The 24747-nt window shown below is 55.8% G+C and carries 22 protein-coding genes and 1 pseudogene; 14 read left to right on the top strand and 9 right to left on the bottom strand.

Annotation, left to right across the window (positions count from 1 at the left end):
• Positions 1 to 173: 173 nt before the first annotated feature.
• The 7 genes from dksA (at position 174) to panD (ending at position 5688) form a co-directional block, all read left to right on the top strand.
• Entirely contained in the window at positions 174 to 629 is a 456-nt protein-coding gene (dksA, locus tag ACOTXI_RS10780) for an RNA polymerase-binding protein DksA (protein ID WP_001155232.1), read from the top strand.
• A 59-nt stretch (positions 630 to 688) separates the two neighbouring features.
• Positions 689 to 1579 carry a tRNA glutamyl-Q(34) synthetase GluQRS gene (gene gluQRS / locus ACOTXI_RS10775; RefSeq protein WP_058654199.1) on the top strand — a complete coding sequence of 297 codons (891 nt, stop codon included), beginning with the start codon at positions 689 to 691 and terminating at the stop codon, positions 1577 to 1579.
• Positions 1580 to 1621: 42 nt separating this feature from the next.
• Positions 1622 to 3019, top strand: coding sequence for a polynucleotide adenylyltransferase PcnB (pcnB, locus tag ACOTXI_RS10770; RefSeq protein ID WP_072203850.1), 1398 nt, complete (start codon positions 1622 to 1624; stop codon positions 3017 to 3019).
• On the top strand, positions 3016 to 3495 hold the full coding sequence (gene folK, locus ACOTXI_RS10765) for a 2-amino-4-hydroxy-6-hydroxymethyldihydropteridine diphosphokinase (protein ID WP_008501940.1): 480 nt from the start codon (positions 3016 to 3018) through the stop codon (positions 3493 to 3495). Before pcnB ends, folK begins: the two co-directional genes overlap by 4 nt.
• Before the next feature lie 123 nt (positions 3496 to 3618).
• Positions 3619 to 4410: a 3-methyl-2-oxobutanoate hydroxymethyltransferase gene (gene panB, locus ACOTXI_RS10760; RefSeq protein WP_008501941.1), complete on the top strand. Its 792-nt coding sequence runs from the start codon at positions 3619 to 3621 to the stop codon at positions 4408 to 4410.
• A gap of 11 nt (positions 4411 to 4421) precedes the next feature.
• Positions 4422 to 5273, top strand: coding sequence for a pantoate--beta-alanine ligase (gene panC / locus ACOTXI_RS10755; RefSeq protein ID WP_008501942.1), 852 nt, complete (start codon positions 4422 to 4424; stop codon positions 5271 to 5273).
• A 34-nt stretch (positions 5274 to 5307) separates the two neighbouring features.
• Complete coding sequence (gene panD, locus ACOTXI_RS10750) at positions 5308 to 5688, top strand: aspartate 1-decarboxylase (protein WP_003856284.1); 381 nt, start codon at positions 5308 to 5310, stop codon at positions 5686 to 5688.
• A 3-nt stretch (positions 5689 to 5691) separates the two neighbouring features.
• On the opposite strand, the gene ACOTXI_RS10745 is transcribed toward panD, so the two are convergent.
• The 4 genes from ACOTXI_RS10745 to ACOTXI_RS10730 form a co-directional block, all read right to left on the bottom strand.
• On the bottom strand, positions 5692 to 6939 hold the full coding sequence (locus tag ACOTXI_RS10745; protein ID WP_058654200.1) for a polysaccharide deacetylase family protein: 1248 nt from the start codon (positions 6937 to 6939) through the stop codon (positions 5692 to 5694).
• A 64-nt stretch (positions 6940 to 7003) separates the two neighbouring features.
• A complete protein-coding gene (locus ACOTXI_RS10740; RefSeq protein ID WP_008501944.1) occupies positions 7004 to 7444 on the bottom strand; it encodes a PTS sugar transporter subunit IIA in 441 nt (146 codons plus the stop codon).
• Between the two features lie 104 nt (positions 7445 to 7548).
• Positions 7549 to 8319, bottom strand: coding sequence for an ABC transporter permease (locus ACOTXI_RS10735; protein ID WP_008501945.1), 771 nt, complete (start codon positions 8317 to 8319; stop codon positions 7549 to 7551).
• Positions 8316 to 9242, bottom strand: a complete 927-nt coding sequence (locus ACOTXI_RS10730; protein ID WP_008501946.1) for an ABC transporter ATP-binding protein — start codon at positions 9240 to 9242, stop codon at positions 8316 to 8318. Before ACOTXI_RS10730 ends, ACOTXI_RS10735 begins: the two co-directional genes overlap by 4 nt.
• A 107-nt stretch (positions 9243 to 9349) precedes the next feature.
• On the opposite strand from ACOTXI_RS10730, the gene can reads away from it, so the two are divergent.
• On the top strand, positions 9350 to 10012 hold the full coding sequence (gene can / locus ACOTXI_RS10725) for a carbonate dehydratase (protein WP_008501947.1): 663 nt from the start codon (positions 9350 to 9352) through the stop codon (positions 10010 to 10012).
• Positions 10013 to 10103: 91 nt separating this feature from the next.
• On the opposite strand, the gene hpt is transcribed toward can, so the two are convergent.
• Positions 10104 to 10640 (bottom strand): hypoxanthine phosphoribosyltransferase, encoded by a 537-nt coding sequence (hpt, locus tag ACOTXI_RS10720; protein ID WP_008501948.1) that lies wholly within the window; start codon positions 10638 to 10640, stop codon positions 10104 to 10106.
• A gap of 208 nt (positions 10641 to 10848) precedes the next feature.
• Between hpt and ACOTXI_RS10715 the strand changes: the two genes are divergently transcribed.
• Positions 10849 to 13239: a glucose/quinate/shikimate family membrane-bound PQQ-dependent dehydrogenase gene (locus ACOTXI_RS10715; RefSeq protein WP_058654201.1), complete on the top strand. Its 2391-nt coding sequence runs from the start codon at positions 10849 to 10851 to the stop codon at positions 13237 to 13239.
• A gap of 86 nt (positions 13240 to 13325) precedes the next feature.
• Here the strand turns inward: ACOTXI_RS10715 and cueO are convergent, their stop codons facing one another.
• A complete protein-coding gene (gene cueO / locus ACOTXI_RS10710) occupies positions 13326 to 14894 on the bottom strand; it encodes a multicopper oxidase CueO (protein WP_058654202.1) in 1569 nt (522 codons plus the stop codon).
• Positions 14895 to 15039: 145 nt separating this feature from the next.
• Between cueO and ACOTXI_RS10705 the strand changes: the two genes are divergently transcribed.
• From ACOTXI_RS10705 to speD, 3 genes are all read left to right on the top strand, one after another.
• Positions 15040 to 15387: a YacC family pilotin-like protein gene (locus ACOTXI_RS10705; protein WP_014882582.1), complete on the top strand. Its 348-nt coding sequence runs from the start codon at positions 15040 to 15042 to the stop codon at positions 15385 to 15387.
• Positions 15388 to 15502: 115 nt separating this feature from the next.
• Positions 15503 to 16372, top strand: coding sequence for a polyamine aminopropyltransferase (gene speE, locus ACOTXI_RS10700; RefSeq protein ID WP_058654203.1), 870 nt, complete (start codon positions 15503 to 15505; stop codon positions 16370 to 16372).
• The gene (gene speD, locus ACOTXI_RS10695; protein WP_058654204.1) at positions 16373 to 17167 is read left to right on the top strand and encodes an adenosylmethionine decarboxylase; all 795 of its coding nucleotides are present in this window, start codon (positions 16373 to 16375) and stop codon (positions 17165 to 17167) included. It begins immediately after the preceding gene.
• 31 nt (positions 17168 to 17198) lie between these two features.
• Here speD and yacL read toward each other — a convergent pair whose 3' ends face one another.
• Positions 17199 to 17561: a protein YacL gene (yacL, locus tag ACOTXI_RS10690; protein WP_008501954.1), complete on the bottom strand. Its 363-nt coding sequence runs from the start codon at positions 17559 to 17561 to the stop codon at positions 17199 to 17201.
• Between the two features lie 208 nt (positions 17562 to 17769).
• Positions 17770 to 20367 (bottom strand): bifunctional aconitate hydratase 2/2-methylisocitrate dehydratase, encoded by a 2598-nt coding sequence (gene acnB, locus ACOTXI_RS10685; RefSeq protein ID WP_058654205.1) that lies wholly within the window; start codon positions 20365 to 20367, stop codon positions 17770 to 17772.
• 398 nt (positions 20368 to 20765) lie between these two features.
• Here acnB and ACOTXI_RS10680 point away from each other — a divergent pair.
• Positions 20766 to 22304, top strand: a pseudogene (locus ACOTXI_RS10680) (DUF3300 domain-containing protein).
• A gap of 10 nt (positions 22305 to 22314) precedes the next feature.
• On the top strand, positions 22315 to 23106 hold the full coding sequence (locus tag ACOTXI_RS10675; RefSeq protein ID WP_058654207.1) for a DUF2950 domain-containing protein: 792 nt from the start codon (positions 22315 to 22317) through the stop codon (positions 23104 to 23106).
• A gap of 53 nt (positions 23107 to 23159) precedes the next feature.
• Here ACOTXI_RS10675 and lpdA read toward each other — a convergent pair whose 3' ends face one another.
• Positions 23160 to 24584, bottom strand: a complete 1425-nt coding sequence (gene lpdA / locus ACOTXI_RS10670; RefSeq protein ID WP_003856313.1) for a dihydrolipoyl dehydrogenase — start codon at positions 24582 to 24584, stop codon at positions 23160 to 23162.
• Between the last annotated feature and the right edge of the window lie 163 nt (positions 24585 to 24747).

Genomic DNA, 24747 nt, shown 5'->3' with positions numbered 1-24747 from the left:
ATTAGACGATTGACTATTAAGTGTTCTGGCCGCGTGCGCAAATACGCTTTTCCTCACAGGCTTGTCAAGTGTTACGTTTAGATAATTGCCATACGGAAAAGCATCTGCTATTTATAGCGACCTGATTTTTCCCCCAACACGGGGATCGATAGTGCGTGTTAAGGAGAAGCAACATGCAAGAAGGGCAAAACCGTAAAACATCGTCCCTGAGTATTCTCGCCATCGCTGGGGTGGAGCCGTATCAAGAGAAACCGGGCGAAGAGTATATGAACGAAGCCCAGCTGTCGCACTTCAAGCGTATTCTTGAAGCATGGCGTAATCAACTCAGGGATGAAGTCGATCGCACCGTTACTCATATGCAGGATGAAGCTGCTAACTTCCCGGATCCGGTAGACCGTGCCGCTCAGGAAGAAGAGTTCAGCCTCGAACTGCGTAACCGTGACCGCGAACGCAAACTGATCAAAAAGATCGAGAAAACGCTGAAAAAAGTCGAAGACGAAGATTTTGGCTACTGCGAATCCTGCGGTGTTGAAATTGGCATTCGTCGCCTGGAAGCGCGTCCAACCGCCGATCTGTGCATCGACTGCAAAACGCTGGCCGAAATCCGCGAAAAACAGATGGCCGGTTAACACCAGCGCTGTTTACACACTCCAAAGGCGGGAGTCTCTCCCGCCTTGTTACTGTTGATATGTCTGAATCACACTATATTGGGCGCTTCGCGCCATCTCCTTCCGGTGAATTACACTTCGGCTCATTAATTGCCGCGCTCGGCAGCTACCTGCAGGCTCGCGCCCGTCAGGGAAAATGGCTCGTCCGCATTGAAGATATTGACCCTCCGCGTGAAGTTACCGGTGCAGCAGAGACGATTCTGCGTCAGCTGGAACATTACGGTCTTCACTGGGATGACGAGGTTCTGTGGCAGTCGACACGTCACGAGGCGTATCGGGAACGTCTGGCCTGGCTTCGCGCTCAGGGGCTTTCCTATAACTGCACCTGCACCCGCGCGCGTATCCAGAGCGCAGGCGGCGTCTATGACGGCCACTGCCGCACGTTGAACAACGGTCCTGAAAATGCCGCCGTGCGAATACTGCAGCGCTCACCGGTGACGCGCTTTCACGATTTACTCTCCGGTGAGATTCATGCCGATGAACGTCTGGCGCGTGAGGATTTTATTATTCACCGTCGCGATGGCCTGTTCGCCTACAACCTGGCCGTGGTGGTGGACGATCATTTCCAGGGCGTGACGGAAATTGTGCGCGGGGCGGATCTGGTCGAGCCGACCGTACGGCAAATCTCGCTGTATCACCAGTTTGGCTGGACAGCACCGGACTACATTCATCTGCCGCTGGCGGTTAATGCGCAGGGCTTAAAATTATCAAAGCAGAACCACGCCCCGGCCCTGCCAGACGGCGATCCGCGTCCTGTTTTGATCGACGCGCTGCGTTTTCTCAACCAGAATGTAACCAACGAATGGCAGGATCTGCGTATTGACGAACTGCTGAAAATGGCCATCGCCAACTGGACGCTCAGGGCTGTGCCAAAAATCCAGCATTCTCAAATGCGTTGCGCTGAGCTATGATTAGCCGCTTTTTTCATAACAAAACACACTACGAGGTGTACCATTTTTACCCGAGTCGCTAATTTTTGCCGTAAAGTGCTAAGCCGCGAAGAGAGCATGGCGAATGATGCTATTGCACAGCCACACATGTCGGTTATTCCGCGTGAGCAGCACTCTATTTCCCGCAAAGATATCAGTGAAAATGCCCTCAAGGTACTCTATCGTCTGAATAAAGCGGGCTACGAGGCCTATCTCGTCGGCGGTGGGGTGCGTGATTTACTGCTGGGCAAAAAACCGAAAGATTTCGACGTGACGACCAGCGCCACGCCTGAGCAGGTGCGCAAATTATTCCGCAACTGTCGTCTCGTTGGCCGCCGCTTCCGTCTGGCTCACGTGATGTTTGGGCCGGAAATTATCGAAGTGGCGACCTTCCGCGGCCACCACGAAGCGGGCGCATCCGATCGCACCACGTCGCAGCGCGGCCAGAACGGTATGCTGCTGCGCGACAACATCTTCGGCTCTATCGAAGAAGATGCCCAGCGTCGCGACTTCACCATCAACAGCCTCTATTACAGCGTGGCGGATTTCACCGTGCGCGATTACGTCGGCGGCATGCAGGACCTGAAAGAAGGTCTGATCCGCCTGATCGGCACGCCGGAAACGCGCTACCGTGAAGATCCCGTACGTATGCTGCGCGCCGTGCGTTTTGCCGCCAAGCTCAATATGCGCATCAGCCCGGAAACGGCCGAGCCGATCCCGCGTCTGGCGACGCTGATTAACGACGTGCCGCCTGCTCGCCTGTTTGAAGAGGCGCTGAAGCTGCTGCAGGCCGGCCACGGTTTTGAAACCTATAATCTTCTGCGCGAATACAACCTGTTCCAGCCGCTGTTCCCGACCATTACCCGCTACTTCACCGAAAACGGTGACAGCCCAATGGAGCGGATGATTGCGCAGGTGCTGAAGAATACCGATACCCGCATTCGCAACGACATGCGCGTGAACCCGGCGTTCCTGTTTGCCGCGATGTTCTGGTATCCGCTGCTGGAAACGGCCCAGCGCATTACCCAGGAGAGCGGGCTCGCCTATTACGATGCGTTCGCGCTGGCCGCCAACGACGTGCTGGACGAAGGCTGCCGCACGCTCGCCATTCCGAAACGTATTACCACTCTGGTGCGCGACATCTGGCAGCTTCAGCTGCGCATGTCACGTCGTCAGGGCAAACGCGCCTGGAAGCTGATGGAGCATCCTAAATTCCGCGCGGCCTTCGATCTCCTGTCGCTGCGCGCGGAAATTGAACGCAACCAGGAGCTGCAGCGTCTGGCGCAGTGGTGGGCTGAATTCCAGGTCTCCGCCCCGCCAGAGCAGAAAGATATGTTGACCGGGCTGGATGAAGAGCCGGAACCGCGTCGCCGTCATCGTCGTCCGCGCAAACGCGCGCCGCGTCGTGAAGGGACAGCATGACCCTCGCGTATATCGCCATCGGCAGCAATTTAGCCTCACCGCTGGAGCAGGTGAATGCTGCCGTAGAGGCGCTGGGTGAGATCCCGCAAAGCCGCATCGTGGCGGTCTCCTCGTTCTATCGCACCCCGCCGCTGGGGCCGCAGGATCAGCCAGACTACCTCAACGCCGCCGTGGTTCTTGAGACTGAGCTGGGTCCCGAAGCGCTGCTGGACAATACCCAGCGTATTGAGCTTCAGCAGGGCCGCGTACGCAAAGCCGAACGCTGGGGGCCGCGCACGCTTGATCTCGATATTATGCTGTTCGGCCATGAGGTGATTAACACTGAACGCCTCACCGTACCGCATTACGACATGAAAAATCGCGGGTTTATGCTCTGGCCGCTGTATGAAGTTGCCCCTTCCCTTACCTTCCCTGACGGGCTCTCGCTAGAGGCCGTTCTCAACAGTCTCGGTGCGGAGAAACCCGCCCGCTGGTAAGGCTGTTTTTTTAGCGATTAACCATAAAATATTTATGGTTAATCGTTTACCTAAAATCATTGTTCCCTCGAATGTTACTGTTAGAATGCGCAAAGATTCGCTTTTGGGCTATCAGGAAACAGTATGAAACCAACCACCATCTCCTTACTGCAGAAATGCAAACAGGAAAAAAAACGCTTCGCCACCATCACCGCGTATGACTACAGCTTCGCCAAACTGTTTGCCGAAGAGGGGATCAACGTCATGCTGGTCGGGGACTCGTTAGGGATGACGGTACAAGGACATGATTCCACCCTGCCGGTAACGGTTGAGGATATCGCTTACCATACCCGCGCCGTGCGCCGTGGCGCCCCAGCCTGCCTGCTGCTTTCCGATCTGCCGTTTATGGCCTATGCCACGCCGGAACAGGCATTCGAAAATGCGGCGGCAGTGATGCGTGCCGGTGCCAATATGGTCAAAATTGAAGGCGGCGCCTGGCTTGTGGATACGGTGAAGATGCTCACCGAGCGCGCCGTGCCGGTGTGCGGGCATTTAGGCCTGACGCCGCAGTCCGTCAATATCTTTGGCGGCTATAAGGTGCAGGGCCGTGGCGATGCCGCCCAGACGCTGCTGGATGATGCCCTGGCGCTGGAAGCCGCAGGTGCCCAGCTGCTGGTGCTGGAGTGCGTGCCGGTTGAACTGGCGAAACGCATCACCGACGCGCTGTCCATTCCGGTGATTGGTATTGGTGCAGGCAACGTCACCGACGGTCAGATTCTGGTGATGCACGACGCCTTCGGTATCACCGGCGGACACATCCCGAAATTTGCCAAAAATTTCCTCGCCGAAGCGGGCGACATGCGCGCTGCGGTCAGGCAGTATATTGCCGACGTTGAATCCGGTGTTTACCCGGGTGAAGAACACAGTTTCCATTAAGGAGTCTCGTTGTGCTAATCATTGAAACCCTGCCGCTGCTTCGCCAGCATATCCGCCGCGCGCGACAGGAAGGTAAACGTATCGCACTGGTCCCGACCATGGGCAATCTGCATGACGGCCACATGAAGCTCGTCGACGAAGCCCGTGCACGAGCAGATATCGTGGTGGTCAGTATCTTCGTGAACCCCATGCAGTTTGACCGCGCAGACGATCTGGCACGCTACCCGCGTACCCTGCAGGAAGATTGCGAGAAGCTCAAAAAACGCCACGCGGATATCGTTTTCTCACCTGCACCGGCGGACGTTTACCCGCAGGGTACCGAAGAGGCAACCTACGTTGACGTCCCGGGCATTTCCACCATGCTCGAAGGCGCCAGCCGCCCTGGCCATTTCCGCGGCGTTTCCACCATCGTCAGCAAGCTGTTCAACCTGGTACAGCCGGACGTAGCCTGCTTTGGCGAGAAAGATTTCCAGCAGCTGGCGCTGATCCGCAAGATGGTTGCGGATATGGGTTACGATATCGAGATTGTCGGCGTACCGATTGTACGCGCCAAAGACGGTCTGGCACTCAGCTCGCGAAATGGCTACCTGACTGCCGAACAGCGTAAAATCGCGCCGGGCTTAAGCAAGGTCATGAACACCATGGCAGAGCAGATGCTGGCAAAAGAGTTAACAGCAGAAGAAATTATCGCCCTTGCCGAGCAGGCGCTTAACGATAAAGGCCTTCGTGCTGACGACGTACAAATTCGTGATGCTGATACGCTGCTGGAATTAACCCAGAACAGCAAGCGCGCAGTCATCCTGGTGGCGGCCTGGCTAGGTCAGGCGCGTCTGATCGACAATAAAGTGGTTGAGCTGGCGTAGTTCCCTTCACCCCTGATAATGATAGGTAAACGTAATGATTCGCAAAATGCTGCAAGGTAAGCTTCACCGTGTGAAAGTCACGCAGGCCGACCTGCACTATGAAGGCTCCTGCGCCATTGACCAGGATTTCCTTGATGCAGCAGGTATCCTCGAAAACGAAGCGATTGATATCTGGAACGTGAACAACGGCAAACGCTTCTCTACCTACGCGATTGCCGCCGAGCGCGGGTCCAAAATCATCTCCGTTAACGGCGCAGCCGCGCACTGCGCAGACGTGGGTGATATCGTGATCATCGCCAGCTTCGTGATGATGTCTGACGAAGAAGCGCGCCGCTGGCAGCCTAAAGTCGCCTACTTCGAAGGCGACAATGAAATGAAGCGCACCGCAAAGGCGATTCCGGTTCAGGTTGCATAAGCACTACCCCTGCGGCTGATTGCTGATCAGCCGCGACATCGTCTCCAGCGAATCCGTTCTTAAGATGTACAGGCGTTTCAGTAAGAACGGATTATCCCCCGGCTTCACCTTTCCTTTCACCGTCGTCACCGCCAGATGGAAACCGGCATCATTCGCCGCCTTTATCGCTTTATTGTCGTAGCCGCCGAAGGGGTAAGAGACATACAGCACGCGCGGGTTAAACTGCGCCAGCGCGCGACGCGAGCGTTCAAAATCAAACAAAATCACGTGATAGCTGCGGCTCAGTAAAATCGGATGCTTATTGGCATCCACGCGGTGCAGGAAGTGGGTATGAGACTGAATATCGAACACATCCTGAATCCCCTTAATCTCCTGCACGCTCATAAACTGCAGGGATTTAGGATCCCACTTCTGCGGATGGCCTTTTATGCGGGAAGAGATAATAAACGCGGTAGCCTTGAAGCCGTACTCTTTCAGCACAGGATAAGCATAGCGGCTGACAGATTTCAGGCCATCGTCAAAGGTTATCACCACCGATTTCGCAGGCAGGTTCATTTTGTTACGCACGTACCCTTCCAGCTGGTACATCGTCAGGCTGGTATAGCCCTGATCGCGAAGCCATGCCATCTGGTTATTGAACGCACGTACGCTGGTCGTCGTGGACGTATGTCGAAAGCGCGTGTTTTCTTCATCACGCAAAATATGATGGTAGGTCAGAACAGGAAGGCCGTTATCTTCCTGCGCATCCAGGCTGCTGATCCACGCCAGACGATTACCGATGCGGATCTGAAACCAGGTCTGGTTTAAACGGTCTTTAAGTTTGTTCAGGATCGGATAGCGAAGATTGGCGCTTAAGGTGCCGAAGGGTGCGCTGCCGTTGTTCGGGGCGTTATAAACGGGCGTGTCTTTCCACGTTATCAGGTTTTGATTGCTCAGCGGTTTGTTCAAATCCCCCAGGCCATCCTCGACGCGCTGTTTGCCCTGAACCGGCTCCAGATGCCCCTTGTCGATAAAGCCCGTGCCAAATCCGAAGCGAAATTCATAGTAGTCCGCCGCCGCAGGCACCACCGCGAGGATCTGCCCTGCCCGCACGTTGCCAACGTTAATGACGCTGTTGCCGATCTGCGCCCAAATCGCCGCATCTTCGGTGGTTTGCATATATTGAGCAGGCAGTCTTTGCTGACTTAATAAACTGGCAGAAACAGTGCCGGACACGAACATCAATAGCAGGAAAACAATACGCGTGAACATGAGGGTCTTATTCGAAGCGGAAATACTTGCGCCATTGTAGCAAAAGCGACATCAATACCAATGTTTAATTCTTATACAGGTCATGCAGCAGGACAAAGGGAGGATTTTTTTGCTGTTGATGCCACAAGCTGCTGACGCCCGGGGTACCCAGCGAAACAATAGCGTTACGGAACGCTGCGCTGGTTAAGGTCTCGCGATGGGGATACATCATTTCAAGCAGTGGAAAGCTAATACCGGAGATCACCTCGCAGCAGTCGTGCTTATGGCTCATCAGGGCCGCAGCACGGTACGGCGCCGCGCCGGATTTATCGGTAAGAAAAATCACGCCGTCTCCGGTGTCGGTTTCATGAAGGGCATCGCACATCATCCGGCCAAGCATATTGGTACTCAAACCGCGCCAGTAGTTAACCGCGCGACACTGTGGCAGCGGACCAAACCTGGCTTCCAGCTTCAGCAGCATGTCCTGCGCCCGTTCATCGTGGCAGGTGATAACCCATCCCAGCATAACTCTCTCCTTAGCAGGCAAGTAGTTTAGCGGAGTGAAGGTTAGCTTTCGGTGATAACTGTCAAAGAAAGTGCCCGGCAGACAGAATGTCGCCGGGCTGAGGGCTAGCTGCGCAGACCGCGTCCGCGCTGGATCAGATACCAGCACAGCAGGTAGAAGACGATGATGAACACCACCAGCACCGCCACCGTGGTAAACAGCGGCACATCGGTGATGCCGAGGAAGCCAAAGCGGAAACCGCTGATCATGTAGACGATCGGGTTCAGGTGCGACAGCGCCTGCCAGAACGGCGGCAGCAGCGTCAGGGAGTAGAACACCCCGCCGAGATAGGTCAGCGGCGTCAGCACGAAGGTCGGGATCAGGCTGATGTCGTCAAACGTTTTGGCAAACACGGCGTTCAGCAGACCGGCCAGCGAGAAGAGGATCGCCGTCAGGAGCAGGGTCAGGGCCACGAAAAGCCAGGAGTGCACCTGGAACGGCACGAAGAACAGCGAGATGGCCGTCACCAGGATCCCAACACACAGACCGCGCGCCACGCCGCCACCGACGTAACCGGCAATGATCACATGCGTTGGCACCGGTGCCACCAGCAGCTCCTCAATATTGCGCTGGAACTTGGCGCTGAAAAAGGACGACGCCACGTTGGCATAGGCGTTGGTGATCACCGCCATCATGATCAGGCCAGGCACGATAAACTGCATATAGGTAAAGCCGTGCATCTCACCAATCCGGGAACCAATCAGGTTACCGAAGATGATGAAATAGAGCGTCATCGTGATGACTGGCGGCACCAGGGTTTGCACCCAGATGCGCATAAAACGGTTAATCTCTTTCGCCCAGATACTTTTCAGCGCGACCCAGTAAAGATGCGTCATGCCTTGTCTCCTTGTTTATCCTGCACCAGAGAGACAAACAGCTCTTCCAGTCGGTTCGCTTTGTTACGCATACTTAAAACCTGAATACCCTGCGCGCTCAGCTGGGAGAACACGCTGTTAATCCCCTGCTCGCGCAGCACTTCCACTTCCAGCGTCGAGGTATCCACCAGACGATACTGGTACCCTTCAAGCTTCGGTAACGGGCTCTTTGCCGCCAGATCGAGAATAAAGGTTTCTGATTTCAGCTTGGAGAGCAGGTTCTTCATCGAGGTGTTTTCCACCAGCTCGCCGTGCTGAATGATGCCGATGTTGCGGCACAGCATTTCCGCCTCTTCCAGGTAGTGGGTAGTCAGAATGATGGTGGTGCCTTTGTCATTGAGGTCTTTCAGGAAGCCCCACATGGAGCGGCGCAGCTCAATGTCTACGCCCGCCGTCGGCTCATCGAGGATCAGCAGCTTTGGCTCGTGCATCAGCGCACGGGCAATCATCAGGCGGCGCTTCATCCCGCCGGATAACATCCGGGCGCGTTCGTTACGCTTTTCCCACAGATCGAGCTGCTTGAGGTATTTTTCGCTCCGCTCCAGGGCCTCTTTACGCTCAACGCCGTAATAACCCGCCTGGTTAACGACGATCTGCTGCACCGTCTCAAACGGGTTGAAGTTGAATTCCTGCGGGACCAGACCCAGCTGGCGCTTGGCGTTGACCACATCTTTTTGCAGGTCGTATCCGAACACGCTGACGCGGCCGGAGGTTTTGTTCACCAGCGAGCTAATGATGCCGATGGTAGTCGATTTCCCCGCCCCGTTCGGCCCCAGAAGCGCGTAAAAATCACCGGCCTCTACTTTAAGATCTATTCCGCGCAGCGCCTGAACGCCGCCCGGATAGGTTTTTTTAAGCTGCTCAAGCTCCAGTGCAATTGCCATGAAATTAACTTACCTTCAGTTCTGACACACGTTGTGTGGTTTCATTAAAAGTCGGGTTACCCTATAGTAGCGCAACGCAATTACTCGGTTACAGGTCGCTAACCTCCATGAACAACATAGATACACTCATCAGCAACAATGCACTATGGTCAAAAATGCTGGTGGAGGAAGACCCCGGATTTTTTGGAAAACTCGCGCAGGCGCAAAACCCACGCTTTCTCTGGATTGGATGCTCCGACAGCCGCGTACCGGCGGAGCGCCTGACCGGCCTCGAGCCCGGCGAACTGTTTGTTCACCGCAACGTTGCCAACCTGGTGATTCACACCGATCTCAACTGTCTTTCTGTTGTTCAGTATGCCGTTGACGTTCTGCAAGTCGAGCACATCATCATCTGCGGCCACTACGGCTGCGGCGGCGTGCAGGCGGCGGTTGAAAATACGGAGCTGGGGCTCATTGATAACTGGCTGCTCCACATCCGCGATATCTGGTTCAAACATAGCTCACTGCTGGGCGAAATGCCGCAGGAGCGCCGCATGGATACCCTGTGCGAACTCAACGTGATGGAGCAGGTGTATAACCTGGGCCACTCAACGATCATGCAATCGGCGTGGAAGCGCGGGCAGAAGGTCTCGATCCACGGCTGGGCGTACGGTATTCACGATGGTCTGCTGCGCAACCTGGAAGTGACCGCCACCAACCGCGAAACGCTGGAGCAGCGTTACCGTTCGGGAATTGCCAACCTTCAGCTTAAGCACGTAAACCATAAATAAACAAAGCCGGGTGGCGGCTGCGCCTTACCCGGCCTACATGTGCCCATTCGTAGGCCCGGTAAGCGCAGCGCCACCGGGCAACAAACCGCAATTACTCGTCCAGCAATACCACTTTCCCAACATACGGCAGATGACGATAACGCTGTGCGTAGTCAATACCGTAACCGACGACGAACTCGTCCGGGATAGAGAAACCGACGAACTCCACCGGCACCTGCACTTCACGGCGGTCAGGCTTATCCAGCAGGGTGCAAATCGCCAGCGATTTTGGCTCACGCAGGCTCAGGATCTCGCGCACTTTTGACAGCGTGTTGCCGGAGTCGATGATGTCCTCAACGATCAACACATCTTTGCCACGAATATCTTCATCCAGATCTTTCAGGATTTTCACATCACGGGTGGTGGACATGCCGCTGCCGTAGCTGGAGGCGGTCATAAAATCGACCTCATGGGGCACATGCACCTCACGGCACAGGTCTGCCATGAACATGAAAGAGCCGCGCAACAGACCGACCAGCACCATTTCGCTGCCGCTGTCCTTGTAATGTTCGGTGATTTGACGACCCAGTTCGGCGATACGCGCTTTGATCTCGGCTTCCGGGATCATCACTTCAACAGTATGTTTCATATTACTAACCAAATGATTTTAATGAAAATCTCTCAATACGGATGAGTTAATATCCAGCACTGATACGCAAGCCAGCCATTATATCAGCAAATGGATAACCCTGGCGTATGAGTTATAAAAAGCAAATATTGTGATTCCGATCACACTTGTTAATACCTATAATTAGTTGCTAGCAAATTATTAACAAAAACTGACGAGTACACTTTCTATGGCTGAAACAAACTCTAAACAGCCGCGTCTACTGGTGACATTAACAGCGCTATTCGCCGCCTTCTGCGGCCTGTACCTGTTAATCGGTGGCGTCTGGCTGGTCGCGATCGGCGGCTCCTGGTACTACCCGATTGCGGGCCTGGTTATGCTTGGCGTAACCGTCCTGCTCTGGCGTAGAAAACAATCTGCACTGTGGCTGTATGCCGCACTCCTTCTTGCCACCATGATCTGGGGCGTCTGGGAAGTCGGCTTTGACTTCTGGGCGCTGACGCCGCGCAGTGACATCCTGGTCTTCTTCGGCATCTGGCTGATCCTGCCGTTCGTCTGGCGTCGCCTGATCGTGCCGTCCAGCGGTGCGGTCGCGGCGCTGGTGGTAGCGTTGTTAATCAGCGGCGGTATCCTGACCTGGGCTGGCTTCAACGATCCTCAGGAGATCAACGGTACGCTGAACGCAGAATCGACGCCTGCGGCGGCGATCTCTCAGGTTGCTGACGGCGACTGGCCTGCCTATGGCCGTAACCAGGAAGGCCAGCGTTACTCTCCGCTGAAGCAGATCAACGCGGACAACGTTAAAAACCTGAAAGAAGCCTGGGTATTCCGTACCGGCGATCTGAAGATGCCGAACGATCCGGGTGAACTGACCAACGAAGTGACCCCGATTAAAGTGGGCAACATGCTCTACCTGTGTACGGCGCACCAGCGCCTGTTCGCGCTCGACGCGGCCACCGGTAAAGAGAAATGGCACTTTGATCCACAGCTGAACTCCAACCCGTCGTTCCAGCACGTGACCTGCCGCGGCGTCTCTTACCACGAAGCGCGCGCAGATAATGCCAGCCCGGAAGTCATTGCCGACTGTCCTCGCCGCATTATGCTGCCGGTGAACGATGGTCGTCTGTTCGCCATCAATGCCGAAACGGGCAAGCTGTGCGAAACCTTTGCCAACAAAGGTATCCTGAATCTGCAGACCAATATGCCGGACACCACGCCGGGTCTGTATGAGCCGACCTCCCCGCCAATCATCACCGATAAAACCATCGTGATTGCCGGTTCGGTAACGGATAACTTCTCCACCCGCGAAACCTCCGGCGTTATCCGTGGTTTCGACGTGAATACCGGTAAACTGCTGTGGGCCTTCGACCCGGGCGCGAAAGATCCGAATGCGATCCCGTCGGACGAACACACCTTTACCTTTAACTCGCCAAACTCCTGGGCACCTGCAGCGTATGACGCGAAGCTGGACCTGGTCTACCTGCCGATGGGCGTTACTACGCCAGATATCTGGGGCGGTAACCGCACGCCGGAGCAGGAACGTTATGCCAGCGCTATCGTGGCATTGAACGCGACCACCGGTAAGCTGGCCTGGAGCTACCAGACCGTTCACCACGATCTGTGGGATATGGATATGCCGTCCCAGCCGACGCTGGCGGACATTACCGTTAACGGCAAAACCGTACCGGTGATTTACGCTCCAGCGAAAACCGGCAACATCTTCGTGCTGGATCGCAGCAACGGCAAGCTGGTTGTGCCTGCACCGGAAAAACCGGTTCCGCAGGGTGCGGCGAAAGGCGATTACGTCAGCAAAACCCAGCCGTTCTCCGATCTGAGCTTCCGTCCGAAGAAAGACCTCAGCGGGGCAGACATGTGGGGTGCCACGATGTTTGACCAGCTGGTGTGTCGCGTGATGTTCCATCAGCTGCGCTATGAAGGCATCTTCACGCCGCCTTCTGAGCAGGGCACGCTGGTCTTCCCGGGTAACCTGGGGATGTTCGAGTGGGGTGGGATCTCCGTTGACCCTAACCGTCAGGTCGCGATTGCCAACCCAATGGCGCTGCCGTTCGTTTCCCGTCTGATCCCACGCGGTCCGGGCAACCCAATGGAGCAGCCGAAAGACGCGAAAGGCAGCGGTACCGAAGCCGGTATTCAGCCGCAGTATGGCGTACCGTTCGGCGTGACGCTGAACCCGTTCCTGTCGCCGTTCGGTCTGCCGTGTAAACAGCCTGCCTGGGGTTACATCTCCGGTCTGGATCTGAAAACTAACCAGATCGTATGGAAAAAACGTATTGGTACCCCACAGGACAGCATGCCGTTCCCAATGCCGGTTCCGGTGCCGTTCAATATGGGTATGCCAATGCTGGGTGGCCCAATCTCCACCGCCGGTAACGTGCTGTTCATCGCGGCAACCGCAGATAACTACCTGCGCGCGTACAACATGACCAACGGTGAAAAACTGTGGCAAGGCCGTCTGCCAGCGGGTGGACAAGCCACGCCGATGACCTATGAAGTGAATGGCAAGCAGTACGTTGTCATCTCTGCGGGCGGTCACGGTTCGTTTGGCACGAAGATGGGCGACTATATTGTCGCGTATGCACTGCCTGACGAAAACAAGTAACTGAAAAGCCCGGTGGCGCTTACGCTTACCGGGCCTATGGATACGCTATGCAGGCCGGGTAAGGCGAAGCCGCCACCCGGCTTTTTTTATACGGTAAAGCCCAGCATCATCCCCGTATCTTCATGCTCCAGCAGATGGCAGTGCGCCATATAGGCAAACTCCTTCGGCGCATCGTGGTCAAACTTCACCAGCACCTCGCTGACGCCGCCTTCCACCTTCACCGTATCCTTCCAGCCCGCGCGATGCGCGTCCGGCGCTTTGCCGTTCTCAGAGAGAATGCGGAACTGCGTGCCGTGGATATGGAACGGGTGCAGCATCATGTCCCCTTCACCTGAAATCACCCAGCGCTCAAGCTGCCCTTTTGTCGCAGCAAACATCGGCGTGTTCATGTCGAACGCTTTGCCGTTGATCATGTTGGCGTTGTGGAAATCAAAGCCATGGTCGCCGTGATTCATGTTCCCCATGCCGCCCATGTTGCCGTGGTCCATGTTCATGTGACCCATCATCTGCCCGTGATGCATCCCCGCCATCGCCTTATCGCCATATTTCGCCATCAGCGCCTGCATGCCCATCATGTCGAGCATCGGGTTCATGGAGAGCTGCAGTTTCCGTTGCGTAAGCCCATCCAGCGACGGAAGTGCCGGCAGCGTGGTTAACGTATCAGGGAGCGTGCCGGAAGCGGTCACCCGTAACGGCTGGATACGCAGCACCGGATGCGGCTTGTCAAACGGCGCGACCGCCATCCCCATCTGGCTAACCGGCAGCGTCACGAGGTCAAACGCCTTGCCGTCGCTGATATCCACCAGCACCTCAAAGCGCTCCCCCATCAGCATCGGCAGTTCGTTGACCTTCACCGGCTCAGGCAGCAGCCCGCCGTCGCTGGCGACCACGTACAGCGGACGCTTATCGCTGGTGGCGAAGTTGAGGGAACGCGCGTTACAGCCGTTAAGCAGACGCAGGCGCAGCCAGCCTTTCGGCGCGGCGTGCTGAGGATAAATGGCGCCGTTGGTCAGCAGCGTGTCGCCAAACCAGCCTACCGCCGCGCTCATCACATCCAGCTGGTAGTCAATTTGCCAGTCAGCGGTGAATTTCTTGTCCTGCACAATCACCGGCACATCGTCGATGCCCCACTGCTTCGGCAGGCGCAGCAGGCGGCTTTCGTCGTCTTCAATCAGCACCAGCCCCGCCAGCCCCATCGCTACCTGATGGCCCGTTTTGCCATGCTGATGCGGATGGAACCAGCAGGTCGCGGCGCGCTGGTTGGGCGTAAAGGTGACGCTGCGCGTGCCGCCCGCTTTGATGATGCCCTGCGGCCCGCCGTCTACCTCGCCCGGCACTTCCAGTCCGTGCCAGTGCAGCGTCGTCTCTTCGGCGAGCGTGTTGTGGATATCCACCGTCACCGCTTTACCTTTGCGCAGCTGTAGCGCAGGACCGAGAAGATTGCCGTTATAGCCCCAGGTTGTCGCGTTGTGCGCACCGAACAGCGTATTACCGGACTGAACGACAAGCTGGATACGGCTGCGGGCGTCAGCGGTCAGCAAATCAGGGATGGGTAAGGCAGGCCTGTCAGCCGCGAAAACCGCACGGCTCCAGAGGGGTAAGGCGCTGGCAGCCCCCAGCGCCACGGAATATTTTAAAAAATCACGACGTTGCATGTTCATTTCCTTATTTCCAGCAGGCGATCTTTTGAGCATAAACCCTCCCCTTACCGGAAGGTCAAGTAAAGCGGCAATAATAAAGATCGTCGCACTGGCACCAAGTATGCTAACGTTAATTTTCCGTGAAGAAGTGGTAGAAGCAATGAAGACGTTTTTCAGGACAATTTTGTTCGGTAGCCTGATGGCAATGTGTGCGAACAGCTATGCGCTCAGTGAAAATGAAGCGGAAGATATGGCCGATTTAACGGCGGTTTTTGTATTCCTGAAAAATGATTGTGGCTACCAGAATTTACCCAACGGGCAAATTCGTCGCGCGCTGGTCTTTTTTGCCCAGCAGAACCAGTGGGATCTCAGCAACTACGACAGCTTTGACATGAAGGCGCTCGGCGAAGACAGCTACCGTGACCTAAGCGGTATTGGCATTCCCACGGCTAAAAAATGCAAAGCGCTGGCTCGCGATTCGCTCAGCCTGCTCGCCTACGTCAAATAACCTTCCCGACGCCTCCTGTTAAACCTATAGCCGTGCAACCACGGTTATAGTTAGCTATCATGTTTCGCTCATTTTTTGTGAGCGTAACGGATGTTAACAAAGGAGGAGTCCGCGTATGGCCGACCACACGTTGTGGCATGAAACACTGCATGACCAGTTTGGTCAGTACTTTGTCGTTGATAACGTGCTCTATCATGAAAAAACCGATCACCAGGATCTCATCATCTTCGAGAATGCTGCCTTTGGCCGCGTGATGGCGCTGGACGGCGTGGTGCAAACGACCGAGCGAGATGAGTTTATCTATCATGAGATGATGACCCACGTTCCGCTGCTGGCCCACGGCCATGCAAAGCATGTCCTGATTATCGGCGGCGGCGACGGCGCAATGCTGCGTGAAGTTTCCCGCCATCGCTCGATTGAAACCATCACCATGGTGGAAATCGATGCGGGCGTCGTCTCGTTCTGCCGCCAGTACCTGCCCAACCACAATGCCGGTAGCTATGACGATCCGCGTTTTAGCCTGGTGATTGACGACGGCGTTAACTTCGTTAACCAGACCTCGCAGACCTTTGACGTGATCATCTCCGACTGCACCGACCCTATCGGCCCTGGCGCGTCGCTGTTTACCTCCTCGTTCTACGAAGGCTGCAAGCGTTGCCTGAACCCGGGCGGGATCTTCGTCGCCCAAAACGGCGTCTGCTTCCTGCAACAGGATGAAGCGCTGGATAGCCATCGCAAGCTCAGCACCTATTTCGAGGATGTCAGCTTCTATCAGGCGGCCATTCCGACGTACTACGGTGGGATCATGACCTTTGCCTGGGCGACGGATAACGACGTATTACGTCATCTTTCCACCGAAATTATTCAGGCCCGCTTCCATCAGGCAGGTCTACAGTGCCGATACTACAATCCGGCTATTCATACCGCAGCGTTTGCTCTGCCGCAGTACCTGCAAGACGCATTATCCACTAAGGGGGTGAGCTAATTGAAAAAGCTTAAACTGCATGGCTTTAACAATCTGACCAAAAGCCTGAGTTTTTGTATTTACGATATCTGCTATGCCAAAACAGCGGAAGAACGCGATGGTTACATCGCCTATATCGACGAACTCTACAACGCCAACCGTCTGACCGAGATCCTGTCAGAAACCTGTTCCATTATCGGCGCCAACATCCTGAATATTGCCCGACAGGATTATGAACCCCAGGGCGCCAGCGTGACCATACTGGTCAGCGAAGAACCGGTCGATCCGAAGCTTATCGACAAAACGGAACATCCGGGCCCGCTGCCGGAAGTGGTGGTTGCTCACCTGGATAAAAGCCATATCTGCGTCCATACCTACCCGGAGAGTCACCCGGAAGGCGGGCTGTGTACGTTCCGCGCCGATATTGAAGTGTCGACCTGCGGCGTGATTTCCCCACTGAACGCACTGAACTATCTCATCCACCAGCTGGAATCGGATATCGTCACGATTGATTACCGCGTGCGCGGTTTTACCCGTGACGTCAACGGCATGAAGCACTTCATCGACCACGAGATCAACTCTATTCAGAACTTTATGTCCGAGGACATGAAGTCGCTGTACGACATGATGGACGTGAACGTGTATCAGGAAAACATCTTCCATACCAAGATGTTACTTAAGGAGTTCGACCTTAAGCACTATATGTTCCACACGAAGCCGGAAGATTTGAGCGACGAAGAGCGTAAGGCGATTACTGACCTGCTCTGGAAAGAGATGCGCGAGATCTACTACGGCCGCAACATTCCGGCCGTGTAAGTGTTGCCCGGAGCAGGGATGCTTCGGGAAATTACCGCTGTTTCATGAACTCGCGGTAGGCATTCACCACCTGCAGGAAGTCTTCCACGCCGCACAGCGACAGGCTTTCTTCGTCATAGTAGCTCATCCCCTCTTCCATCTCGTCGCCTGAAAACTCGAGCTGGTTGGCACGCACCATGACCTCTTCACCGTCCATCCACAGCGTGTATTCGTGCCCGGCGCGTTGCCAGGAGCGCTCACTGCCTTTCACCGTCTTTGCCGCCTGTTCAACCTCATCAAGAAGGGAGAGATTTTCTTTCACCTCTTCGTTAAACCAGTGTCCAACGGCTTCGTGGCCCATCGACATACGCACTTTCACCACTCCGGTGATGTCGCGCAGAAATTCGTAATCCATAGTGTTTTCCTCTGCAAAGCCATTAAGGTAATTATCGCAGCAGCGAGGAAGAAAAAAAGCGTGGGAGGTGGGAGGAATGAAAATAAAAAAACCCACCGTAGTTGCGATGGGTTTTGTAGGCCCGGTTAGCGTAGCGCCACCGGGCAATGGGTCAGGTGCGGTCTGGTGCCCTCACCCCCAGCCCATCTCCCACGGGAGAGGGTAGCATTTATACTGCCGTCTGGAAGATAACCCCGTCGGCCTTCTCGGTGTACTGAGAGAGCTGGTCGAAGTTCAGATAGCGATAGGTATCCACCGCCGTCTTATCCACCTGCGCCACGAAGGTCTGGTACTCTTCCGGCGTTGGCAGTTTGCCAATCAGCGCCGCAACCGCCGCCAGCTCCGCAGAGGCCAGGTAGACGTTCGCACCAGTACCTAAACGGTTCGGGAAGTTACGGGTCGAGGTGGAGACCACCGTCGCGCCGTCGGCGACGCGCGCCTGGTTACCCATACACAGGGAACAGCCAGGAATTTCGATACGCGCACCGCTCTTACCAAACACGCTGTAGTAGCCCTCTTCGGTCAGCTGAGCCGCGTCCATACGGGTTGGCGGCGCCACCCACAGACGGGTTGGCAGCTGGCCTTTGTGGGTATCCAGCAGCTTACCGGCCGCGCGGAAGTGACCGATGTTGGTCATGCACGAACCAATGAACACTTCGTCGATCTTCTCGCCCTGGACCTCAGACAGCGGACGCGCGTCGTCCGGATCGTTCGGTGCACACAGGATTGGCTCTTTGATATCCGCCAGATCGATGTCGATCACCGCCGCGTACTCTGCGTCAGCATCGGCTTCCAGCAGCTGCGGATCGGCCAGCCATTTTTCCATGCCCTGGATACGACGCTCCAGCGTACGACGGTCGCCGTAGCCTTCTGCAATCATCCACTTCAGCAGCACGATGTTAGAGTTCAGGTACTCAACGATCGGCTCTTTGTTCAGCTTGATGGTACAGCCCGCAGCCGAACGCTCGGCGGAGGCATCGGTCAGCTCGAACGCCTGCTCTACTTTCAGATCCGGCAGACCTTCGATTTCCAGGATACGGCCAGAGAAGATGTTTTTCTTCCCTTTCTTCTCAACGGTCAGCAGACCCTGTTTAATCGCATACAGCGGGATCGCGTGGACCAGGTCGCGCAGCGTGATGCCCGGCTGCATTTTGCCCTTGAAGCGCACCAGCACCGATTCCGGCATATCCAGCGGCATCACGCCGGTCGCGGCAGCAAACGCCACCAGGCCGGAGCCCGCCGGGAAGGAGATACCGATTGGGAAACGGGTATGGGAGTCACCGCCGGTACCCACGGTATCCGGCAGCAGCATGCGGTTCAGCCAGGAGTGGATAACGCCGTCGCCCGGACGCAGAGACACGCCACCGCGGTTCATGATGAAATCTGGCAGCGTGTGGTGCGTGGTCACGTCAACCGGCTTCGGATACGCCGCGGTGTGGCAGAAGGACTGCATCACCAGATCGGAAGAGAAGCCCAGGCACGCCAGGTCTTTCAGCTCGTCACGGGTCATTGGGCCAGTGGTGTCCTGAGAACCGACGGAGGTCATCTTCGGCTCGCAGTAGGCGCCAGGACGAACACCGGCGACGCCGCAGGCGCGACCCACCATTTTCTGTGCCAGCGAGAAGCCGCGGTTGCTTTCCGCAACGTCTTTCGCGTGACGGAATACATCACTGTGCGGCAGACCCAGTGCTTCACGCGCTTTGGTGGTCAGGCCGCGGCCGATGATCAGCGGAATACGGCCACCGGCGCGCACTTCGTCAATCAGCACGTCGGTTTTCAGCTCGAAGCTTGCCAGCAGCTCGTTGGTGTCGTGGTTACGCACTTCACCTTTGTACGGGTAGACGTCAATCACGTCGCCCATGTTCAGGTTAGAGACATCCACTTCAATTGGCAGTGCGCCCGCATCTTCCATGGTATTGAAGAAGATTGGGGCAATCTTACCGCCCAGGCACAGGCCGCCGCCGCGCTTGTTCGGCACGTGCGGAATGTCGTCACCCATAAACCAGAGGACGGAGTTGGTGGCGGACTTACGGGAAGAACCGGTACCCACAACGTCACCCACGTAAGCCAGCGGGAAACCTTTCTTCTGCAGGGCTTCGATCTGTTTGATCGGGCCGACGCTGCCCGGCTGATCCGGCTCAATGCCTTCACGGGCGTTTTTCAGCATCGCCAGGGCGTGCAGCGGGATATCCGGGCGAGACCACGCGTCCGGTGCCGGAGAGAGGTCATCGGTGTTGGTTTCACCGGTCACTTTGAAAACAGTAACGGTAATTTTTTCAGCCAGCGCTGGACGATTCAGGAACCATTCGGCATCAGCCCAGGACTGCATCACCTGCTTCGCATAGACGTTGCCAGCTTTGGCTTTTTCTTCCACATCGTAGAAGTTATCGAACATCAGCAGCGTAGACGAGAGCGCTTTAGCGGCAATCGGTGCCAGCTTGTCGTTATCCAGCGCGTCAATCAGCGGATGAATGTTGTAACCACCCTGCATGGTGCCGAGCAGTTCGATGGCTTTTTCAGGAGTAACCAGTGGGGAGGTGGCTTCGCCTTTGGCGATAGCAGCAAGGAATCCGGCTTTTACGTAGGCAGCTTCATCTACGCCAGGCGGTACGCGGTTGATCAGCAGATCTAACAGGAATTCTTCTTCGCCCTTAGGCGGGTTCTTCAGCAGCTCGACGAGCGCGGCCATTTGGGTTGCATCTAACGGTTTGGGTACAATTCCCTCGGCGGCACGTTCTGCTACGTGCTTACGGTATTCTTCTAGCACGACGGTTCTCCTCGCTCTCATTGTCATATGCGGCGGGCGTTCTCTTCACGCTCCTGTGAGACAGCAGTTTGTAGGGTAAATGCCCGATACCGCGTCGGGCAGCATAGCAGGATTTCTGCACAGTGTTAATCCGTTTACAAAAAAGCAACATTAAAAAGTTTGCTGAATCGTTAAGCATGGTGTAGCGGGGATTTAGGGCATCATTTTGCGGTTCTTCTGCACCGTGACGCTTCAGTTTTTTCTTCATCAGATATAATTGTGTAATAAATACTCACACTCTTTATCCGGACGTACCGGACGCTTCCCAATAAAAGTCAAAACAGTAAAAGACGGGTGAATAATACTCACGCCAACCGTAACGCCTCACGGCACAGCGCTGGTCTCGTTGGAGTCATTTTATGAAGTTGCCCTTTAAGCCACATCTGCTCATCCTTCTGTGCAGTGCCGGGCTGCTTGCCGCCTCAGGCGTCTTGTTTGTCAAAAGTCGTGCAACGGAACCCGTTGCACCAGCCCCCGTCGCTCAACAACCGGCGGCGCCTGCCGTAGCCCAGCCCGCCCCTGTGGTCGCGCCGACCTACACTGCCGCGCAAATCGATCAGTGGGTTGCCCCCATTGCGCTCTACCCTGACGCCCTGCTTTCACAAATTCTGATGGCCTCGACTTACCCGGCCAACGTGATTTAGGCGGCTCAGTGGTCAAAAGACAACCCTAAAATGGAAGGGGACGCCGCCATTCAGGGCGTTGCCAGCCAGCCCTGGGATCCGAGCGTAAAATCGCTGGTCGCGTTTCCTCAGCTCATGTCGCTGATGGGTGAAAACCCGCCGTGGGTACAAAATCTGGGCGATGCGTTTCTCGCGCAGCCGAAAGACGTGATGGATTCCGTTCAACGCCTGCGCGCGCTGGCACAGAAGACCGGTGCTTTACAATCTACGCCTCAGCAGACGGTCACCACCGTGACAAAGCCAGCACCAGCGAAAACCCGCGCCACCGAGGCAACAACAACAACCGCGTCTGCGCCCGCCCCAACGGTGATCAAAATTGAATCTGCCGATCCGCAGGTCGTTTATGTTCCCACCTATAACCCCAATACGGTTTACGGGACCTGGCCCAACACCGCCTATCCACCCACGCCCGGAGAGCAGTTTGGCAACAGCTTCGTCAACGGCTTAGGCTTCAGCCTGGGCGTTGCCACAACCTATGCCATTTTCAGCAATATCGACTGGGATGACGACGATGACTGGGACCACCACCATGACGGTGACTGGGATAATCACGGCGGCTATAACCGCAACGGTGATAACAACATCAATATCAACGTTGAGAACTTCAATAAAATCAGCGGACAGCGTCTGACGGACGCCAACCGTACCTGGCAGCATAACCCGGCCTACCGGGAGGGTGTGCCCTATCCGACTAACCAGCTCAACACCCGTTTTCACTCCACCAGCACAGTCACCGGGCTAAGCTCAACGCAGCAAAAACCGGTTAACCGGGATAGCCAGCGTCAGGCGGCCCTGAGCCAGATGGAGAAATCCACGGGGAAAACCTTCCCGCAAACGGCACGTCCCGGCACGAAGGATGTGCAGCGTCAGGCCTCGAGTGAACAGCTGAAGCAAATTTCGCAGCGCAACAACTACCGTGGCTACGACACCAAACCGCAGACGGCGAAGCGGACCACCACGCAGCAGCGAGAAAATCGTCAGGCTGTAACCCAAAGACAGGAGAAACGCGCTTCACAGCCCGCGCAGCAACGCGCTCTGCAGCAGCGAAACGGTCAGCCCCGGGCCAATGCGCTGAGCGGCAACGACAGCCGTTCCGCGAACTGGCAGGCGCAGCAGCAGCGCGGTGCGCAAAGCAGGCAGCTTGCGGCTCGCCAGCAGCAGCCCCGTCAGGTGTCTGGTGGACGCGCTGAACGCCGTGAATTTAGACATCGCTAAGGGAACCGACATGAAAAGTAAACTACTCAGTGGAATGGTGTTGTTCATGCTTTCGGCCTCGGTGATGGCGCAGCAGTCCTTTAGCACGCCCGACCAGGCGACCGATGCGCTGGCCAGCGCCATTAGTGAGCATAATGAGCGCGCGATGAGCAATCTGCTTGGAGAGAACTGGCGCGATTTTCTCCCCCCCGAAGGCGTTGATCCGGATGCCGTCGATCGTTTCCTGCGCGACTGGAAAGTTCGTCATAACACCGTTGTCGAAGGAGATACGGCGCATCTTGTTGTTGGAGACAACAACTGGCAGCTTCCCATCCCGGTGATCAAAACCGCCGCCGGCTGGCAATTCGATATCAAAGAAGGGGCTGAAGAGATCCTGACCCGTGAAATCGGGCGTAACGAACTTGCCGCCATTGAAGCCCTGCATGCCTATGTTGATGCGCAGCAAAGCTACTTTGCGATGAACCAGAAATACGCGCAGAAGATTGTCAGCTCGGAAGGGAAGAAAGACGGTTTGTACTGGCCCGTCTCACCCGGCGAAACGCCCAGTCCGCTCGGACCGGCATTTAGCCCGAAAGAGCCGGGTACCGGCTATCACGGCTATCGCTTCCGGATCCTGCCGGATAATAACGGTTTCGCGATGGTGGCGTGGCCGGTCAGCTACGGTCAAACGGGCGTGATGAGCTTTGTGATAAATCAGGACGACAAGGTGTATCAGTCCGATCTCGGCAAGGATTCTGAGCAGAAAGCCCGGGCGTTAACCGCCTATAACCCGGATAAAACCTGGCACCCCGTGGCTCCCTGAACGCAGCGCATAAAAAAAGCGGCCTCAGGCCGCTTTTTTTCATCTGAAGAAACTTATTTCTTCTTCGCTTTCGCGTTTGGCAGGTCGGTGATGCTGCCTTCAAACACTTCTGCCGCCAGGCCCACGGACTCGTGCAGAGTCGGGTGAGCGTGGATGGTCAGCGCGATGTCTTCCGCGTCGCAGCCCATTTCGATAGCCAGACCGATTTCACCCAGCAGCTCGCCGCCGTTGGTACCGACAATCGCACCACCGATTACGCGGTGAGTCTCTTTGTCGAAGATCAGTTTGGTCATACCGTCTGCGCAGTCGGACGCGATAGCACGGCCAGAAGCAGCCCACGGGAAGGTGGCGGTTTCGTAGCTGATGCCTTTCTCTTTCGCTTCTTTCTCAGTCAGACCTACCCACGCCACTTCTGGCTCGGTGTACGCGATAGATGGGATCACTTTCGGATCGAAGTAGTGCTTCATGCCGGCGATAACTTCAGCGGCAACGTGACCTTCGTGAACACCTTTGTGCGCCAGCATTGGCTGACCGACGATATCGCCGATAGCAAAGATGTGCGGCACGTTAGTGCGCAGCTGTTTGTCAACGCGGATGAAGCCACGGTCGTCCACTTCCACGCCAGCTTTGCCCGCGTCGAGGTTCTTACCGTTCGGCACACGGCCGATCGCCACCAGCACGGCGTCGTAACGCTGTGGTTCGGATGGGGCTTTTTTGCCTTCCATGGAAACGTAAATACCGTCTTCTTTCGCTTCAACGGCAGTCACTTTGGTTTCCAGCATCAGGTTGAATTTCTTGCTGATGCGCTTGGTGAAGACTTTAACGATGTCTTTGTCAGCAGCCGGGATAACCTGGTCGAACATTTCAACCACGTCGATCTCTGAACCCAGCGCGTGGTACACGGTACCCATTTCCAGACCGATGATACCGCCGCCCATCACCAGCAGACGCTTAGGAACGGTTTTCAGCTCCAGCGCATCGGTGGAATCCCACACGCGCGGATCTTCATGTGGAATGAATGGCAGTTCGATTGGGCGAGAGCCTGCCGCGATGATCGCGTTGTCGAAGTTGATCACGGTTTTGCCGTTTTCGCCTTCCACTTCCAGGGTGTTCGCACCGGTGAATTTACCCAGACCGTTTACCACTTTCACTTTACGGCCTTTGGCCATACCCGCCAGACCGCCGGTCAGCTGAGTGATAACTTTCTCTTTCCAGGTACGAATTTTGTCGATGTCGGTTTTCGGCTCGCCGAAGACGATACCGTGTTCAGCCAGCGCTTTGGCTTCTTCGATAACTTTCGCTACGTGCAGCAGCGCTTTAGAAGGGATACAGCCGACGTTCAGACAAACACCGCCGAGGGTGCTGTAACGTTCTACGATGACGGTTTCCAGACCTAAATCCGCTGCGCGAAATGCTGCGGAGTAACCTGCCGGGCCTGCCCCAAGTACTACGACCTGAGTTTTGATTTCTGTGCTCATCATGACCTCTTAGTTTATACCCGTCGTCCACCGGGTCGTTCTATCCGCCCGCAGTTTACAAAATTGTTAACAATTTTGAAACAACAAACGGCTCACGAATTGTCGCTTTCGCCAATAACCTCACAAACGCCATGAGATTATCAGAAAAAAGCCGGCCGACTGG

The organism is Enterobacter cloacae complex sp. BZL2005 (assembly GCF_049238885.1).
Lineage (GTDB): Bacteria > Pseudomonadota > Gammaproteobacteria > Enterobacterales > Enterobacteriaceae > Enterobacter > Enterobacter roggenkampii.
The sequence above is the reverse complement of the archived record's forward strand: the minus strand, read 5'-3'. Positions and strand labels throughout refer to the sequence as shown.